This is a genomic window from Nonomuraea sp. NPDC052634 (assembly GCF_040678535.1).
In the GTDB taxonomy this organism is placed as follows: Bacteria; Actinomycetota; Actinomycetes; order Streptosporangiales; family Streptosporangiaceae; genus Nonomuraea; species Nonomuraea fastidiosa.
Window position 1 is genome coordinate 1769900 of sequence record NZ_JBFATY010000001.1, and the last position, 16901, is coordinate 1786800.

At 72.5% G+C, this 16901-nt stretch carries 18 protein-coding genes; 6 read left to right on the forward strand and 12 right to left on the reverse strand.

The features are described 5' to 3' along the window. Positions 1 to 26: 26 nt before the first annotated feature. Together AB0K67_RS07965 and AB0K67_RS07970 are read right to left on the reverse strand one after the other, a co-directional pair. Positions 27 to 1826 carry an ABC transporter ATP-binding protein gene (locus AB0K67_RS07965; protein ID WP_364054705.1) on the reverse strand — a complete coding sequence of 600 codons (1800 nt, stop codon included), beginning with the start codon at positions 1824 to 1826 and terminating at the stop codon, positions 27 to 29. Continuing rightward, a complete protein-coding gene (locus AB0K67_RS07970; RefSeq protein ID WP_364057491.1) occupies positions 1823 to 3619 on the reverse strand; it encodes an ABC transporter ATP-binding protein in 1797 nt (598 codons plus the stop codon). Before AB0K67_RS07970 ends, AB0K67_RS07965 begins: the two co-directional genes overlap by 4 nt. A gap of 116 nt (positions 3620 to 3735) precedes the next feature. Here AB0K67_RS07970 and AB0K67_RS07975 point away from each other — a divergent pair, with 116 nt between their 5' ends. The 3 genes from AB0K67_RS07975 to AB0K67_RS07985 all read left to right on the forward strand — a co-directional run bounded on the left by AB0K67_RS07975 (position 3736) and on the right by AB0K67_RS07985 (position 6147). Then, a complete protein-coding gene (locus AB0K67_RS07975; protein ID WP_364054708.1) occupies positions 3736 to 4365 on the forward strand; it encodes a TIGR03085 family metal-binding protein in 630 nt (209 codons plus the stop codon). 197 nt (positions 4366 to 4562) lie between these two features. Continuing rightward, positions 4563 to 4724, forward strand: a complete 162-nt coding sequence (locus tag AB0K67_RS07980) for a hypothetical protein (protein ID WP_364054711.1) — start codon at positions 4563 to 4565, stop codon at positions 4722 to 4724. A 61-nt stretch (positions 4725 to 4785) separates the two neighbouring features. Further along, on the forward strand, positions 4786 to 6147 hold the full coding sequence (locus AB0K67_RS07985; protein WP_364054714.1) for a glutamine synthetase family protein: 1362 nt from the start codon (positions 4786 to 4788) through the stop codon (positions 6145 to 6147). An 8-nt stretch (positions 6148 to 6155) separates the two neighbouring features. Here the strand turns inward: AB0K67_RS07985 and hisF are convergent, their stop codons facing one another. Genes hisF through hisD form a run of 9 tightly spaced genes read right to left on the reverse strand, consistent with a single transcriptional unit; the run spans position 6156 to position 12150 of the window. After that, complete coding sequence (gene hisF / locus AB0K67_RS07990; protein WP_364054717.1) at positions 6156 to 6917, reverse strand: imidazole glycerol phosphate synthase subunit HisF; 762 nt, start codon at positions 6915 to 6917, stop codon at positions 6156 to 6158. Beyond that, positions 6914 to 7324 carry a Rid family hydrolase gene (locus AB0K67_RS07995; protein WP_364054720.1) on the reverse strand — a complete coding sequence of 137 codons (411 nt, stop codon included), beginning with the start codon at positions 7322 to 7324 and terminating at the stop codon, positions 6914 to 6916. Before AB0K67_RS07995 ends, hisF begins: the two co-directional genes overlap by 4 nt. 20 nt (positions 7325 to 7344) lie before the next feature. After that, positions 7345 to 8067 carry a bifunctional 1-(5-phosphoribosyl)-5-((5-phosphoribosylamino)methylideneamino)imidazole-4-carboxamide isomerase/phosphoribosylanthranilate isomerase PriA gene (gene priA, locus AB0K67_RS08000; protein WP_364054723.1) on the reverse strand — a complete coding sequence of 241 codons (723 nt, stop codon included), beginning with the start codon at positions 8065 to 8067 and terminating at the stop codon, positions 7345 to 7347. Beyond that, positions 8067 to 8396, reverse strand: a complete 330-nt coding sequence (locus AB0K67_RS08005) for a hypothetical protein (RefSeq protein WP_364054726.1) — start codon at positions 8394 to 8396, stop codon at positions 8067 to 8069. The genes priA and AB0K67_RS08005 overlap by 1 nt, the downstream gene beginning before the upstream one ends. Further along, a complete protein-coding gene (hisH, locus tag AB0K67_RS08010; RefSeq protein ID WP_364054729.1) occupies positions 8393 to 9028 on the reverse strand; it encodes an imidazole glycerol phosphate synthase subunit HisH in 636 nt (211 codons plus the stop codon). The genes AB0K67_RS08005 and hisH overlap by 4 nt, the downstream gene beginning before the upstream one ends. Continuing rightward, positions 9025 to 9180, reverse strand: coding sequence for a hypothetical protein (locus tag AB0K67_RS08015; RefSeq protein ID WP_364054733.1), 156 nt, complete (start codon positions 9178 to 9180; stop codon positions 9025 to 9027). Before AB0K67_RS08015 ends, hisH begins: the two co-directional genes overlap by 4 nt. Continuing rightward, a complete protein-coding gene (gene hisB / locus AB0K67_RS08020; protein WP_364054736.1) occupies positions 9177 to 9770 on the reverse strand; it encodes an imidazoleglycerol-phosphate dehydratase HisB in 594 nt (197 codons plus the stop codon). The genes AB0K67_RS08015 and hisB overlap by 4 nt, the downstream gene beginning before the upstream one ends. After that, positions 9767 to 10861, reverse strand: a complete 1095-nt coding sequence (locus AB0K67_RS08025) for a histidinol-phosphate transaminase (RefSeq protein ID WP_364057494.1) — start codon at positions 10859 to 10861, stop codon at positions 9767 to 9769. The genes hisB and AB0K67_RS08025 overlap by 4 nt, the downstream gene beginning before the upstream one ends. Further along, the gene (hisD, locus tag AB0K67_RS08030; protein ID WP_364054739.1) at positions 10834 to 12150 is read right to left on the reverse strand and encodes a histidinol dehydrogenase; all 1317 of its coding nucleotides are present in this window, start codon (positions 12148 to 12150) and stop codon (positions 10834 to 10836) included. Before hisD ends, AB0K67_RS08025 begins: the two co-directional genes overlap by 28 nt. A gap of 503 nt (positions 12151 to 12653) precedes the next feature. On the opposite strand from hisD, the gene AB0K67_RS08035 reads away from it, so the two are divergent. The 3 genes from AB0K67_RS08035 to AB0K67_RS08045 all read left to right on the forward strand — a co-directional run bounded on the left by AB0K67_RS08035 (position 12654) and on the right by AB0K67_RS08045 (position 15716). Beyond that, entirely contained in the window at positions 12654 to 12875 is a 222-nt protein-coding gene (locus tag AB0K67_RS08035) for a hypothetical protein (protein WP_364054742.1), read from the forward strand. 30 nt (positions 12876 to 12905) lie between these two features. Beyond that, positions 12906 to 13910, forward strand: coding sequence for a non-homologous end-joining DNA ligase (gene ligD / locus AB0K67_RS08040; protein WP_364054745.1), 1005 nt, complete (start codon positions 12906 to 12908; stop codon positions 13908 to 13910). Between the two features lie 102 nt (positions 13911 to 14012). Continuing rightward, positions 14013 to 15716 carry a trypsin-like peptidase domain-containing protein gene (locus AB0K67_RS08045; protein WP_364054748.1) on the forward strand — a complete coding sequence of 568 codons (1704 nt, stop codon included), beginning with the start codon at positions 14013 to 14015 and terminating at the stop codon, positions 15714 to 15716. A gap of 6 nt (positions 15717 to 15722) precedes the next feature. On the opposite strand, the gene AB0K67_RS08050 is transcribed toward AB0K67_RS08045, so the two are convergent. Further along, positions 15723 to 16856 (reverse strand): MFS transporter, encoded by a 1134-nt coding sequence (locus tag AB0K67_RS08050; protein WP_364054751.1) that lies wholly within the window; start codon positions 16854 to 16856, stop codon positions 15723 to 15725. Positions 16857 to 16901: the final 45 nt, after the last annotated feature.

Here is a 16901-nt window from a genome sequence, read left to right on the forward strand (position 1 = left end):
CGACGCGGCTCGGCCTGCGAGCGCATCTACGAGTTGCGGGTCGTCTCCGAGCGCGCCGCCGACACCCAGGAGGCGTGCAGGTCGGCGTACACGCCGGGCTCCTGCACGAGCTGGGCGTGCGGCCCGCGCTGCACCAGCCGGCCCGCGTCGAAGACCAGCACCTCGTCGGCGTTCTCGGCGGTGGACAGCCGGTGTGCGATGGAGACGGCGGTGCGGCCCCGGGTGACGCCTTCGAGCGCGCGGGCCAGGCGCACCTCGGTCGCCGGGTCGACGGCGGAGGTGGCCTCGTCGAGCAGCAGCAGGTCGGGGTCGGCGAGGTAGGCGCGGGCCAGCGCGACGAGCTGCCGTTCGCCCGCCGACAGCGACTCGCCGCGCTGCCCGACCGGGGTGTCGAGGCCCGCGGGCAGGCCCTCCAGCCAGTCGGCCAGGCCCAGCTCGGTCAGCGCCAGCTCGATCTCCTCCCTGGTGGCCGACGGCTTGCCGTAGCGGATGTTCTCCTCCAGCGTGCCGTCGAACAGGAAGCCGTCCTGCGGCACCATGACGATGCGCTCGCGCAGCGAGGAGAAGCGCACGTCGCGCAGATCGTGGCCGTCCACGGTGACCCGGCCCGAGGCGGGGTCCATGAGCCTGGTGAGCAGCTTGGCGAACGTGGTCTTGCCCGAGCCGGTCTCGCCGACGATGGCGACGCGCGAGCGCGGCGGGATGGACACGGTGACCTCGCGCAGCACGGGCGCGCCGCCGGGGTAGGCGAAGTGCACGTTCTCGAAGGCCACCTCGATGGGGCCGCGCGGCAGCGTCACGCCGCGCTCGCCGGGGTCGGCGACGTCGGGCGGGGTGTCGAGCACACCGAGGATGCGCCGCCAGCCCGCGACGGCGTTCTGCGCCTCGTTCAGCACCTCGGTGGCGGTCTGCAGCGGCGAGATGAACAGCGTCACGAGGAACAGGAACGCCACCAGCTCGCCCTGCGAGATGCCGCCCGACAGGCCGAGCCGCACGCCGAGCAGCACGATGCCGGCGATGGCGATCGCGGCCACGATCTCGGTCAGCGGGAAGACGAACCCGACGATGGTCTGCGCCCGCACCTGGGCCCTCTTGTTGGCGTCCACGGCCCTGTCGATGCGTTCCGCGGTGCGCCGCTCGGAGGCGTAGGCCCTGATGACGGCGGCGCCGACCACCGACTCGCTGACCGCGGCCAGCATGTCGCCGGTGCGCTCGCGCACGGTGGTGTACGCCCGCGACAGCAGCCGCTGGAAGCGCGGCAGGGCGATCATCAGCGGGATGAAGCAGGCCCACACCAGCAGCGTGAGCTGCCAGGAGTAGACGAACATCAGCACGGTGGCCACGAAGAGCTGGCCGAGCGAGACGATGATCATCAGCCCGCCCCACTGCATGAACGTGCTGATCTGGTCGATGTCGTTGGTGACGCGGGAGACCAGGGCGCCGCGGCGCTCGGAGTTCTGGGTGAGCACCGACAGGTCGTGCACGTGGCGGAAGCCGCGTACGCGCAGGGTGGCCAGCGAGGACTCGGTGGCCTTGTAGAGGCGGACGTTCATGACGTAGCCGGCCAGGGCCGTCACCACCACGGCGACGGCGCAGATCACCACGGCCCGCGTGATGTACGGGATGTCGGGCGTGCCGCTCTTGAGGCCGGTGTCGATGACCTGCTGCACCGCGATCGGCACGATGACCTTGCCGATGGTGGCGACGACGGCCAGAGCCAGCGTGCCGAGCAGGCCGGTGCGGAACTCGGGCGTCAGCGACAGGCCCTGCCGGATGGTGGCCAGCGCGGAGCGCTCGGCGTTGCCGTGGATGCTCTGCGCGGTCATGCGCTGACCCCTTCTTCCTCGATGTCGATGTCGGACAGCTCGATCGCGGCCCGCTCGGCCTCTTCGCGCTCGTAGGCGGTCACCAGGTTGCGGTAACCCTCGCAGCGCCCGATCAGCTCCTCGTGCGTGCCCCGGTCCACCACGCGGCCGTGGTCGAGATAGACGACCTCGTCGGCCAGGGAGATGGTGGCCATCCGGTAGGCGACGACCACGACGGTGGACGCCTCGGCGGCGTCGCGCAGGCCGTGCAGGATCTTGGCCTCGACCTGCGGGTCCACGCTGGAGGTCGCGTCGTCGAGTATGAGCAGGCGGGGGCGGCGCACGACGGCGCGGGCCAGGGCCAGGCGCTGGCGCTGGCCGCCGGAGAGCGAGGCGCCGCGCTCGCCGACGCGGGTGTCCAGGCCATCGGGCAGGCGGCCGACGAAGCCGTCGGCCTGGGCCAGGCGCAGGGCGGCCCGCACGTCCTCGTCGGTGACCTCGCCGCCGAGCGCGACGTTGCCGCGTACGGAGTCGTCGAACAGGAACGTCTGCTGCGGCACCAGCGCCACCGATGCGGCCACTCCGCCGTAGGGCAGGTCGCGCAGGTCCACGCCGTCCAGCAGCACCTGACCCGAGTCGGGGTCCACCAGGCGCACCAGGAGCTGCACGAGCGTGGACTTGCCCGAGCCGGTGGGGCCGACGATGGCGACCGTGCGCCCGGCCGGCACGTCGAAGGTGACGTCGTGCAGCACCTTCGACTCGCCGTAGGCGTAGGAGACGCCTCTGACGCTCAGCTCGGCGGGGCCGGCGGAGGTGCCGGGGGTGGCGGTGCCGTACTCCATGGAGCCGGTGGCGTCGAGCACGGCCTGCACCCGCTGCCAGCCGACGACGCTGCGCGGCAGCTCGGCGAGCACCCAGCCGAGCGCCCTGATCGGGAAGGCGAGCAGCGTGAACAGGTACGCCACCTGCACCAGGTCGCCGGGGTCGATCGCGCCGGCGGACAGCCGGGCCGCGCCGACGCCCAGCACGGCGAGCACGCCGAGCGTGGGCAGCGCCTCCAGCATGGGGTCGAACAGGCCGCGCACCCGGCCGACGGCGATGTTGGCGTCGCGCAGCTCCTGGGCGCGCCGCCGGAACCGCTCGGTCTCCAGCTCCTCCCTGCCGAGCGTCTTGACGACGAGCGCGCCGTCGAAGCTCTCGTGGGCGATCTCGCTGACCTCGGCGCGCAGCTGCTGCGCGCGGGTGGCCAGCGGGCTCAGCTTGCGCTGGTAGACGAGGTTGAGCACGGCGATGGCCGGGAAGATGAGGAAGCCCACGAGCGCCAGCGCGAGGTCGGTGAGCACCATCGCGACCGCCGCGGTGATCAGCATGACGATCACGCCGACGGCCATCGGCAGCGGCGCGAGCGGCGCCCAGGCGGCCTCGGCGTCGGAGCTGGCGTTCGACAGCAGCTGCCCGGTCGGGTGCCGGTGGTGCCAGGCCAGCGGCAGCCGCAGGTACTGCTTGGTGACGTCGCGCCGGGAGCGCGCCTGCATGCGGTACTGCAGGAGACCGGCCAGGATGCGCCGCCCCGCGACGCCGATCGCCTTGAGCAGCGCGGCGCCGACGATGAGCGACACGCCGGTCCAGAGCGCTCCCGCGGTGACGTCGCCGTCGCGGAACGCGGCCAGTACAACGTTCTGTGTCGCCCATCCGAGGGCGGAGGCCGAGGCGACGGTCATGCCGCCGTACACGGCGCTGGCCAGCACCGCGAGCGTGAAGACCGTCTTCTCCGTGCGAATGGCCACCCCAAGGACGCGGAGCCCTTGACGCATCACGGCCGAGGTGACCTTGCTCGCCACTCGGTACGTTTCCTTCCAGGTCTGATGTTTGTACGTATGTCCCTATCACGCCCGATCACACGGTTATTCCCAGCGGTAGGCTGATCCACGTGACTCACGCTCGTGGCGAACGCGCTGCGCTCTGCACCCTGCTCGACCGGCTCGGCCCGGACGCGCCGACCCTGTGCGCGGGCTGGAGCACCTATGACCTGGCCGCGCACCTCGTCGTGCGCGAGCGCAGGCCCGACGCCATGCCGGGCATCGGGCTCAAGCCGCTGGCCGGTTACACCGCCAAGGTCCAGCAGCGGATGAAGGAGGCCCACCCCTACCCCGAGCTGGTCGGCCTCGTCCGCCGGCCGGGCGGCGTCTACGGCCTGGTGCCCGCGCTCGACTCGGCCGTCAACACGCTGGAGATGTTCGTCCACCACGAGGACGTGCGCCGCGCCCAGCCGTCGTGGGAGCCCCGCGAGCTGGACCCCGAGTTCGAGCGGCTCATCTGGAAGCGGGTGTCCGCAGGGGCCCGGCTGATGCTGCGCAAGGCGCCCGTCGGCGTGGTGCTGCACCGGCTCGGCGGCGGCGTGGTGCTCGGCGGCCCCAAGGGACGCTCGCGCGTGGAGGTCACCGGCAGAGCGGCCGAGCTGCTGATGTTCTGCTTCGGGCGGCAGCGACACGCCCGGGTCGAGCTGACCGGGGACCCGGCGGCCGTGGAGGCGCTGCGCGAGGCTCCTCTCGGGGTCTGACCTGCCCCCGTGGGGGCGGCTCGGTGTGCGGAATGCCCGGAAAACCCGGCGGGGCAGGCGCTCGCGTTCCGGACACTGCACTTACCATGGCAAAGGAAAGAAGCCCCCCGGTTAGGATCTTGTACATCTATAGAGATGCCTAAGGATCGCCCAGACTCGGGTATATACGGCTGGGAACGGACTGCAGGAGGCCCCCCATGCAGGTCAAGAAGGTGATCACCTACGTGGCTATCGCGTTCGTGGTCTTCTACCTGTTCACCCGGCCGGCCCAGGCCGCCGCCGCGGTCAACGGTGTGTTCGACGGAATCATCCATGGAGCCAACCAATTGGCGGTGTTCTTCTCGAGCATCCTGACCTGACCTTGGGTTCTGTCTGCGTGCGGTGCTTCCGCGCACCGCCGGTTCGTGTTACGCAGGCAGGGTGACAGATCGCCCCACCGGCACCAGACCGCATCAGCTCGGCGCCGCCGCCCGGCGCACCCTCGAGCGAGCCGAGCTCGAGGGCATCGAGCTCATCCGTTTCCTGTACGCCGACCACGGAGGCGTGATCCGCGGCAAGGCGGCGGCCAGGTCCCGGCTGGCCGAGCGGCTCAGCTCGGGCATCGGGCACACGGTGGCCATGATGGCGATGAACATGCTCGACCAGTTGCAGGAGGTCGAGCACATGGGGCCGGTGGGCGAGGTGCGCATCGTGCCCGACGCCGCCACGTACGTGCCGCTGCCGTACGCTCCGGGCGCCGCCGCGATGCTGTCGGACCTGTGCCTGCCCGACGGCAGCCCGTGGGAGGCGTGCCCGCGCACGTTCCTGAAGGACGCGATCGCCGAGCTGCGTGATGAGGGCTACGCGCTGGAGGCGGCGTTCGAGCCGGAGTTCACGCTCGGCCGGCGGCTGCCCGACCCGTCGGGCGGGCCCGACCGGCTGGTGCCCATCGACGACGCCCTCTGCTACGCCGCCATCGGCTTCGACATCGCCCACGACTACACGATGGCGCTGGTGCGCGCGCTGGAGACGCAGGGGCTGCGCGTCGAGCACTACCATCCCGAGCTCGGCCACGGCCAGCAGGAGCTGTCGATCCGCCACGCGCCCGCGCTGCGCGCCGCCGACAACCACGTGCTCTACCGCGAGACCGTGCGCGGCGTCGCCCTGCGCATGCAGATGTGGGCCTCGCTGGCCCCCAAACCGCTGGCCGACCAGGCGGGCAACGGCGCCCACCTGCACCTGTCGCTGTGGAACGACGGCCGCAACGTCTTCGCCACCGGCAACGAGGTGCGCGACGCCTTCATCGGCGGCCTGCTCGCCCACCTGCCCGCGCTCACGGCGCTGACCTGCGGCAGCGTCAACAGCTTCCGCCGCCTGGCGCCCCGCATGTGGTCCAGCGCGTACGCCGTCTACGGCCCCGACAACCGCGAGGCCGCCGTCCGCGTCTGCTCACCGCTGGGCGAGACCGGCGAGCCGAACCTGGAGCTGAAGCCGTCGGACTCCTCCGCCAACCCCTACCTGTCGCTCGGCGCGGTCATCCACGCCGGCCTCGACGGCATCAGGCGCAAGCTCGACCCGGGCGAGCCGGTGGACGTCGATCCCGACACCCGGCCCGGCCGCTATCCCCGCCTGCCGTCCTCGCTGGATGAGGCGCTGGACGCGCTGGAGGCCGACGAGGTGCTCATGGAGGCGCTCGGACCGCTGCGGCGCAGCGCGTATCTGGCCGTCAAGCGGTCCGAGGCCGCGGCGTTCGCGGGCGAGGACGCCTCCTTCGAGCTCTTCCACCACATGCGGGTGTTCTGAGCCCCCGCTCAGCGGACCGGGTGGCCGGAGTTCCTGAGCGTCTCCTTGACCTCGGAGATCTTCAGCGTGCCGAAGTGGAACACGCTCGCCGCCAGCACGGCGTCGGCGCCCGCCGCCACCGCCGGAGGGAAGTGCTCCAGCCGGCCGGCGCCGCCGCTGGCGATCACCGGCACCCGCACGGCCGCCCTGACCGCGCGCAGCATCTCCAGGTCGTAGCCGTCGAGCGTGCCGTCGCCGTCCATCGAGTTGAGCAGGATCTCGCCGACGCCGAGCTCCTCGCCGCGGGCGGCCCACTCGACGGCGTCGATGCCGGTGCCGCGCCGCCCGCCGTGCGTGGTCACCTCGAACCCGCTGGCCGTGCCCGGCGCCCGCCGGGCGTCCACCGACAGCACGACGCACTGCGCGCCGAACCGCCTGGACGCCTCGGTGAGCAGCTCGGGCCTGGCGATGGCGGCGGTGTTGAGCGACACCTTGTCGGCCCCCGCCCGCAGCAGCCGGTCGACGTCGTCGACCGAACGCACCCCGCCGCCCACGGTGAGCGGGATGAAGACCTGCTCGGCGGTCCTGCGTACGACGTCGAGCATGGTCTCGCGCTCGCCTGAGGAGGCGGTGATGTCGAGGAAGGTCAGCTCGTCGGCGCCCTCCTCGTCGTAGCGCCTGGCCAGCTCGACGGGGTCGCCCGCGTCGCGCAGGTTCTCGAAGTTGACGCCCTTGACCACGCGGCCGCCGTCAACGTCGAGACAGGGGATGACTCTTACCGCCACGCTCATGTTCGCAGTGCCTCGATCTCGATCTCTACCAGCATTCTCGGGTCGACCAGCCCGGCCACCCGCACCCCTGTGCAGGCGGGACGCACCTTCGAGAAGACCTCGTGGATAGCCTTGCCCACGGGGTCGAAGTGGCGCTGCTCGACCACGTAGTAGCGGACCATGACGACGTCCTCACGCGTCAGGCCGCCCATCAGGACGGCTTCGAGCGCGATCTCGATCGCGGTCAGGGCCTGCTTGTACGGGTCGCCGACGTGGCGTACCTCTCCGTCGACCGTGGCCGTGCAGCCGGACACGATCACCCGGCCGCCCGCGACCACCGCGCGGGCGTAACCGTACTTCTCCTCCCAGATGCCGCCTGAGAACACTCGGTAACCGGTGCTCTCCATGCCGATGCTCCCGATACTCATCTCGCCCCCTCCTGGCACGGTCACACGCGTACCGCTGCCAGCGCATCTTCCAGGGTGAACGCGCGAGCGTACAGGGCCCTGCCCACGATGACCCCCTCCAGGCCGTCGGGGACCAGGGAGGCGAGGGCGACCAGGTCGTCGATGCTGGAGACGCCGCCGCTGGCCACCACGGGCTTGTCGGTACGGGCCAGGATGCGCCGGTAGAGGTCGAGGTTGGGGCCCTGGAGCATGCCGTCCTTGGTGACGTCGGTGACGACGTAGCGGGGGCAGCCGTCGGCTTCGAGCCGGTCGAGCACCTCCCACAGGTCGCCGGCGTCCTCGGTCCAGCCGCGCGCGGCCAGTGTGGTGCCGCGCACGTCGAGGCCCACCGCGATGCGGTCGCCGTACTCGGCGATGATCTTGCTGCACCAGGCGGGGTTCTCCAGCGCGGCGGTGCCGATGTTGACCCGGCGGCAGCCGGTGGCCAGCGCCTGGGCCAGGGAGTCGTCGTCGCGGATGCCGCCCGACAGCTCCACGTTGACGTCGAGCCTGCCGATCATCTCGGCGATCAGCTCGCGATTGCTCCCCCGGCCGAAGGCGGCGTCGAGATCGACCAGGTGGATCCACTCCGCGCCCGCCTCCTGCCAGGCCAGCGCGGCGGCCAGCGGCTCGCCGTAGCCGGTCTCGGTGCCGGCCTCGCCCTGCACCAGGCGTACGGCCTGGCCGTCGACGATGTCGACGGCGGGCAGCAATGTGAGTGACATCAGGTCCTCCGGTCGAAAGCGAGCGTCACGACGACGGGCACGAACAGCACCGACAGCACCAGGACGGCGAAGCTGGCCAGGAGCGACCCCCACACCAGCCACGCGATCACCTGGACGAGCAGGAAGCCGAGCGCCACCACGGCGTTCTGGGCGCGATGGCGGCGGGCCAGCAGCCCGCCCTGGCGGCGGATGCGCACCGGGCGCGGCGTCAGCCGGGCGATGAGGGCGCGACGCCTGGCCCTGCGGGCCTGCCGCTCCTCGTTGGCCCGGATCGCGCGCGCCCGCTCGGCCTCCCGCTCCGCCCTGCGGCGCGCACGCTCCTTGCTCACGGCAGCGCCTTGACCCAGTTTCGCAGCAGGGCCGCGCCGGCGTCGCCGGACTTCTCCGGGTGGAACTGGGTGCCCATGAGCGGGCCGTTCTCCACGGCGGCCACGAACGGCACGCCGTGCTCGGCCCAGGTGACGAGCGGCTCGGAGAAGCCGTCGCCGGTGCGCAGCACCCAGTCGCGCACGCCGTAGGAGTGGACGAAGTAGAAGCGGGTGTCGGCGTCGAGCCCGTCGAACAGCACGCTGCCCGCGGGCGCCTTGACGGTGTTCCACCCCATGTGCGGCAGCACGGGCGCGTCGAGCTGCTCGACCGTGCCCGGCCACTCGCCGCAGCCCTCGGTCTCGACGCCGTGCTCGACGCCGCGCGCGAACAGGATCTGCATGCCGACGCAGATGCCGAGCACGGGCCTGCCGCCGGACAGGCGGCGGCCGATGATCTGCTCGCCGCGCACCGCCTTCAGGCCCTCCATGCAGGCGGCGAACGCGCCCACGCCCGGCACCACCAGGCCGTCGCACTCCTGGGCCGTCTGGAAGTCGGACGTCACCGTCACCTCGGCGCCCGCCCTGGTCAGCGCGCGCTCGGCCGAGCGCAGGTTGCCCGAGCCGTAGTCGAGCACCACGACGTTCTTCTTCACCACCACAACACTCCCGCCGTAATCGCCATCACCGCGCCGACCGCGCACATCGCCGCGCCCGCCTTCAGCCCCTGCTTGGCCAGGGAGTACACGCCGCCGCCGAGGAACAGCCCGATGAACACCAGCACCGGGGCGAGCAGGTTGTCGGTCACAGCACGCCCTTGGTGCTCGGCACCCCGCTCGCGCGCGGGTCGAGCTCGGACGCCTCGCGCAGCGCCCGCGCCAGCGCCTTGAACTGCGCCTCGACGATGTGGTGCGCGTTGCGGCCGTAAGGCACATGAACGTGCAGGCAGATGGCCGCCTGCGCGACGAACGACTCCAGGATGTGGCGGGTCATCGTCGTGTCGTAGTCGGGGCCGATCATCGGCGCCATGCCCTCGGGCTCGGTGTGCACGAGGTAGGGGCGGCCCGACAGGTCGACGGTGACCTGGGCGAGCGACTCGTCCAGCGGGCACGACGCGCTGCCGAACCGCCTGATGCCGGACTTGTCGCCCAGCGCCTCGCGGAACGCGGCGCCCAGCGCCAGCGCGGTGTCCTCGATCGTGTGGTGGGAGTCGATGTGCAGGTCGCCCTCGGTCTTGACCGTCAGGTCGAACAGCCCGTGCTTGCCGAGCTGGGCCAGCATGTGGTCGTAGAAGCCGACCCCCGTGGACACCTCCACCCGGCCGGTGCCGTCGAGGCCGACCTCCACCAGGACCGAGGTCTCCTTCGTGACACGCTCGACGCGACCTACGCGGCTCACATTGCTCCTTCCAGGGCGGCGCGGAAGGCCGCCATCTCCTCGCCCGTGCCGATCGTCACCCGAAGCCACTCCGGCGGGCCCACCTCGCGGATGAGCACTCCACGCTCCAGCAGCCCCTCCCACACCTTGCGCCGGTCGGGGAAGCGCCCGAACAGCACGAAGTTGGCGTCGGAGTCGGCGACCTCCAGCCCCTTGCCGCGCAGCCAGTCAACGGTGGCGTCGCGCTCGCGGCGCAGCGCGTCGACCGTGCCGAGCAGCTCGTCGCGGTGGCGCAGCGCCACCCGCGCCGCCGCCTGCGTCAGCGTGGACAGGTGGTACGGCAGCCGCACCAGCAGCAGCGCCTCGACCACCGCCGGGTGCGCCGCGAGGTAGCCGAGGCGGGTGCCGGCCATCGCGAACGCCTTCGACATCGTCCTGGTGACGATGAGCCTCGGGTGGTCGGGCAGCAGGGTCAGCGCCGACGGCGTGCCCTCGCGGGCGAACTCGGCGTACGCCTCGTCGACCACCACCATGCCCGGGGCCGCCGCCAGCACCGCCTTGATCGTCTCCAGCGGCTGGGCGGTGCCCGTGGGGTTGTTGGGCGAGGTCAGGAAGACCACGTCGGGGCGGTGCTCCTCGATCGCGGCGACCGCCTTGTCCGGGTCGAGCGAGAAGTCGCCCTCACGGGAGGCACTGATCCACTCGGTGCTGGTGCCGCCCGTGATGATCGGGTGCATGGAGTAGGAGGGCTCGAACCCGATGGCGGTGCGGCCGGGGCCGCCGAACGCCTGCAGGATCTGCTGGAGCACCTCGTTGGAGCCGTTGGCGGCCCACACCTGCGCGGCCGTCAGGCCGTGGCCGAGGTAGCCGGCCAGGTCGGCGCGCAGCTCGGTGGCGTCCCTGTCGGGATAGCGGTTGAGCTCGCCCGCCCGCCGCCCGATCTCCGCCGTCAGGTCGGCGACCAGCTCGGGCGATGGCGGGTAGGGATTTTCGTTGGTGTTGAGACGTACGGGCACGTCGATCTGGGGCGCGCCGTACGGCGTCTTGCCGCGCAGATCGTCACGGATGGGCAGGTCGTCGAGGTTCACGAGGTCTCCGTCGGCACTCGCCAGTCGAATCGGGCGCGGATCGCGGCGCCGTGTGCGGGCAGGTCTTCGGCGTCGGCCAGCACCGACACATGGGCCGCCGCGCCGGCGAGCGCCTCGCGGGTGTAGTCGACGACGTGGATGCCGCGCAGGAACGACTGCACCGACAGGCCGCTGGAGTGGCAGGCGCAGCCGCCGGTCGGCAGCACGTGGTTGGACCCGGCGAGGTAGTCGCCGAGCGAGACCGGCGAGTAGGGGCCGACGAAGATCGCCCCGGCGTTGCGCACCCGCGCCGCCACGGCGGCGGCGTCGGCGGTCTGGATCTCCAGGTGTTCGGCGGCGTAGGCGTCGACCACCTTCAGGCCGTCGTCGATCGAGCTCACCAGCACGATGCCGGACTGGCGGCCGCTCAGCGCCTCGGTGATGCGCTCGGAGTGCTTGGTCGCCGAGATCTGGCCGGGCAGCTCCTTCTCGACCGCGTCGGCCAGCTCGGGGCTGGTGGTGACCAGCACGGAGGCGGCGATCACGTCGTGCTCGGCCTGGCTGATCAGGTCGGCGGCGACGTGGACCGGGTCGGCCGTCTCGTCGGCGAGGATCGCGATCTCGGTGGGGCCCGCCTCGGAGTCGATGCCGATGCGGCCCTTGAGCAGCCGCTTGGCGGCGGCCACGAAGATGTTGCCGGGGCCCGTCACCATGGACACCGGCTCGCATTCCTCGGTGCCGTAGGCGAACATCGCCACCGCCTGCGCGCCGCCGACGCTGTAGACCTCGTCCACGCCGAGCAGCGCGCACGCGGCCAGGATCGTGGGGTGCGGCAGCCCGCCGAACTCCTTCTGCGCCGGGCTGGTGACCGCCAGCGAGCCGACGCCGGCCTCCTGGGCGGGCACGACGTTCATCACGACGCTCGACGGATAGACCGCGCGGCCACCGGGGACGTACAGGCCGACCCGGTCGACCGGCACCCACCGCTCGGTCACCGTGCCGCCGGGCACGACCTGGGTGGTGACGTCGGTGCGCCGCTGGTCGCGGTGGACGAGCCTGGCCCGCCTGATCGACTCCTCAAGGGCGGCGCGCACCCGCGGGTCGAGCGCGGCCAGCGCGTCGCGCAGCGCCTCGGCGGGCACGCGAGTAGAGGCGATCTCAACGCCGTCGAACGTGGCGGTCAGCTCCCGTACGGCTGCCGCCCCGCGATGGCGCACGTCCTCACATATCGGCCGCACCTTCTCCAGGGCGGCCTCGACGTCGAGCTCGGCGCGGGGCAGCACGTCGCGCAGGTCCGCAGGCAGGGAACCGCGCATGTCGATACGGGAAATCACCCTCACAGTCTACGGAGTCCGGGCTCCGGTTCAGGTTGCGTCCATCATGCGGACAGCGCGGACGCCCCGCGGCCGGTGCTCGACGGCCGCGGGGGCGGCGCTCGCCGACGCACGCCCCTCGCGGCCGTCGCGGCCCCGGACCGGGCCTGCCGGGGCCGGCGCCGTAGCCGTCACGGGGGTACGGCCACGGCCGGGGAAAGTCACGGGAAACTCCACTGCCCGGGAGACACGGTCTCTAACCCGGATTCTCAAGACAAACTTTGCGGCGCGACAAGGTGACGTTGCGTGATTTTTAGCCACATCTTCCAGCCGTCGCGCGGCGTGACCGGCTCGGCGGGCCTGTGGCGCTCCGGGACTGCGGGGACTTCGGGACCGCGGGAACTTCGGGGCCGGAGGCTTGTGGCGAAACGCCGGAAACCGCGCGGCGCGGTACTACGGCGAGACGTGGAGCGGGACGCCGGAGATTATCTGTCCATTATGTCCGTCCTTTTACCCTTAGCGGCATGGGACAGTGGCACGGACCCGACGGCATCCTGGTCGAGGCGATCATCCTGGACGATCGCCCGCTCCTGCGCGTCTCCCATCGCGTCAACGGCCGCACCTACCTGCGCGGCTACTGCGCCACCGTCGACGAGCTCAGCGAGCACGGCGTCGACCTCGCCGAGCTCGTCGAACGCGCCGACGACCGGCCGCTTGACCATCTGCAGACCCCTGACCGCCACTGACGAGCAAGCGGACGGGGTACGGCATGCACCATGGTCCGGCTGCCGGTCTACGCCCCGATGCTGGCCCAGCCCGGCACCCTGACCGCCGTCCAGGGCCCCGGCTGGGCCGTGGAGATGAAATGGGACGGCGTGCGCGCCCTCGCCTACATCGAGGACGGCGCCGTACGCCTGATGTCGCGTAACGCCAAGGACATCACCCCCGCCTACCCCGAGCTGCAGCTCATGGCCGGCGCCACCGGCGGCCGCGACGCCGTCATCGACGGGGAGATCGTCGCCTTCGACGAGACCGGGCGGCCCAGCTTCGAAGCCCTGCAGCCCCGCATGCACCAGCGCAACCCGGCCGCCGCTGCCGCGCTGGCCAGGGCCGTGCCGGTGACGTACATGGCCTTCGACATCCTGCATCTCGACGAGACCAGCACCGTCTCGCGGACCTACACCGAACGCCGCGAGATCCTGGAGAGCACGCTCACGCCCGGCTACCGGTGGCAGGTGCCGGTCTGGTTCACCGACCACGCCACCCGCGCCTTCGAGTCCTCCCGGCGGCTCGGGCTCGAAGGGGTCGTGTGCAAGCGGCTCGGCTCGCCGTACCGGCCGGGGCGGCGCAGCAGCGAATGGACCAAGGTCAAGAACGTCAGCACCGCCGAGGTCGTCATCGGGGGGTGGAAACCGGGCAGCGGGCGGCGTGCGAGCACGATCGGGTCGCTGCTGCTCGGCGCGTACGACCAGGGCGGCGGGCTGCGCTTCGTCGGCCACGTCGGCACCGGGTTCACCGACCGGGCGCTGCGCGACCTGCGCGACCGGCTGCTCCCCCTGGAGCAGCCGGAGCCGCCCTTCGACGAGGAGGTGCCGCGCGAGCACGCCCGCGACGCCCATTGGGTACGCCCCGCGCTCGTCGGCGAGGTCCAGTACGCCGAGGTCACCGGCGACGGGCGGCTGCGCCACCCCTCATGGCGGGGGCTGCGGCCCGACCGCGAGCCCGCCGAGGCCCGCACCGACGGGCTCCTCCCCCACCGGGGCGACGCCGCCGCCGGCTGACACGTAACGGCTTATCCCTGACACACCACCCCTGACCACGAATAGTCCCCATATGGTGACTTAGAGTTACCGAGAGGCACATTGAACGGTTCGGGGGACATCGTGCGCAGAACTCTCGTCACCACCATGGCCGGGCTGGCCGGGCTCACCGGCCTGGCCGCCGCCACGCCCGTCCCGCATGCGACCGCCGACCAGCCGCCCGCCGTCTCCACCCAGGCCGCCCATCAGGCCGCGCCCGCCGTCAGGCACGGCGACCGGCAGATCTCCCCCACCGTCGCCGGCCGCCAGGCCCCGTCTCTCGTCACCGACCCCCAGGCCCCGCCCCTCGTCACCGACCGCCGGGCCCTGTCAAGCGCCGCCGGCCGGGAGGCCGCGCCGCCCCCCACCATTAGCACCAGCACCACCACCGGCACCGCCACCCAGGCCGCGGCCTTCCCCTGGGGCGCCGAGGCGTCGCCGCTGATGCGGCCGGGCCGCGCCGTCAAATACTGGACCGCCGCCAAGCAGGCCGAAGCCAGAACCGCCGACCTGCCCCAGAGCCCCGAGCCCAAGAGCCGCATCGGCGCCGCCCGCACCGTCGCGCTGCTCAGCGTCCCCACCGCCAAGCGCCTCACCCCCGGCGGCGACGTCAACGGCTACGCCCGCGTCCCCAGGCCGTACACCGCCGTCCCCTACAGCCGCATCAGCGGCCGCCTCTTCTTCATCAACTCCTCCGGGCAGGGCGACTCCTGCACCGCCTCCGTCGTACGCTCGGCCAGCGGCCTGCTCATCGCCACCGCCGCCCACTGCGTCTACAGCGTCTCCGAAGGCACCACCATCGGCCGCTGGCACCGCGACTTCGCGTTCGTGCCCGCCTACGACGGCCGCGCCACCACCGTGCGCGGGCGCGAGCCGTACGGGCGCTGGGGCGGCCGCCGTGCGTGGAAGCCCGACGGCTACACCGGCTTGCACGGCGGCGACTGGAACTCCAGCTACGACATCGCCCTCATCGAGGTCGGCAAGCGCGACCGCACCCTCCAGGACGCCGTCGGCGCCTTCACCCCCATGCTCAACCAGGGCGGCAGGTACACCATCGCCACCACCGGCTACCCGGGGCTGCTCGGCAGGCAGCCGTACGACGGGCGCGACCAGCTCTGGTGCCTCGGCAGGACCCGTCAGACCGCCGGCGTCGCCCCGGCCGAGACCGTGCTCGCCGCCCACACCACCCACCTGCCCGCCACCGACCGGGCCACCAGGGACGGGCGCATGGCGACGTACAACTGCCACCTCTACAAGGGCCACTCCGGCGGGCCCTGGTTCCTCAAGGACACCGGCGACCTCGTCGGCGTGCTCTCGGCGGGCAAGGAGGACGGCGAGGCCGACGGCAACTCCGTCGCCACCGCGCTCAACCTCGAAGGCTACGGCGCCATCGTCCGGCAGGCCGACCCGAAGGGCGTCTACGACGCCCTGTCCGTCAAGCTGACCGGCCCTGCAACAGCCGTTGAGCGCGGCGAGAACACCACCGTCACCGCCACCGTCACCATGCGCGGCGTCATGGCCGCCGCACGGGTGCCCGTCACGCTCAGCGCGCCGCGCGGCGCCGGGCTGACCGCCGTGCGCGGCGTCGCCTGCAAGCCCACCCGCCGCCACGCCACCTGCGTCATCCCGGTCGTACGTCCCGGCAAGCCCGTCAAGATCACCGCCCGCCTGCACGTCGCCGCCGACGCCCCGCGCCGCCTGCCCGTCACCGCCCGGGTCGTCTCCACCAGCCTCGACCCGGACCAGCGCGACAACACCGGCACCCTGCGCCTGCGCGCCCGCCACTGACCCCGCTCACGCCGGCTCGGCCGCGGGCAGCGGCTCCGGCTCCTTGATCGTGCGCGCGAGCAGCCAGGCGAGCACCGGGAACACGATCAGGCAGGCCAGCGCCGTACGCAGCGACGACGCCTCCGCCACGGCGCCCACCAGCGGGCTCGCCAGGCCGCCCACGCTCACCGCCAGGCCCAGCGTGACCCCGCCGGCCGTGCCCACCCTGTTCGGCAGCATGTCCTGGCCGAGCGTGACGTGCAGGGAGAAGGGGGTGTACAGGGCGATCGAGGAGGCCGCCACGAACACGTACGCCGCCGGGCCGGGCACCAGCACCACGCCCGCCACCGCGGGCACGGCCAGCGCGTACGCCATCCGCATCGTGCGCACCCGCCCGTACCGCGCCGCCAGCCTGCCGCCCAGCACCGTGCCCACGGCGCCGCCCGCGAACAGCACGAACAGCGCCACCGCACCCGCCGCGCCGCCGCCCATCAGCAGCGCCACGAACGCGCTCAGCCCCACGTACACCACCGAACGGAAGACGATCACCAGCGTCAGCCTGGCGAACGCCGCCCAGTCGTCCCTGCCGCGCGCCACCGGCGCGGCCTTCGCCGCCCGCGTGCCGCCCGTCAGCGCCCGCACCGCGGGCAGCGTCGCCAGCGCGCCCGCCACCGCGGGCACCACCAGGAACGGCGACGCCTCCAGGCCGCCCACCGCCAGCAGCGGCGTCACCAGCACCGGCGCGCAGGCGAACCCCAGCGTCCCGCCCAGCGAGAACCAGCTCATCCGCACATGGCCGCCCGCGCTCGCGATCCGCGCCAGCCGCGCCGACTCCGGGTGGTACGCGGCCACGCCCAGGCCCGACAGGGCCACCGCCAGCCACGTCAGCGCGTACGAGCCGGACAGGCCGCCCGCCGCCACCCCCGCCCCGGCCAGCACCGTGCTCACCGGGATCAGCCACGGCATCCGCCACCTGTCCGTCAGCACTCCGAACATCGGCTGCACGATCGACGACGACAGCGTGGCCGCCAGCACGATGCCGGACGCGGCCACGTACCCGTAACCGCGCTGCGCCACCAAGAACGGCACCAGCGCGGGAACCGCGCCCTGGTAGAAGTCCACCGCCGCGTGACCCGCGGCGAGCGTAGGAATCCTGTTCATGCCTCCGATGGTGATTCGGACGGCCGCTGGCACGCTTCCGATAAA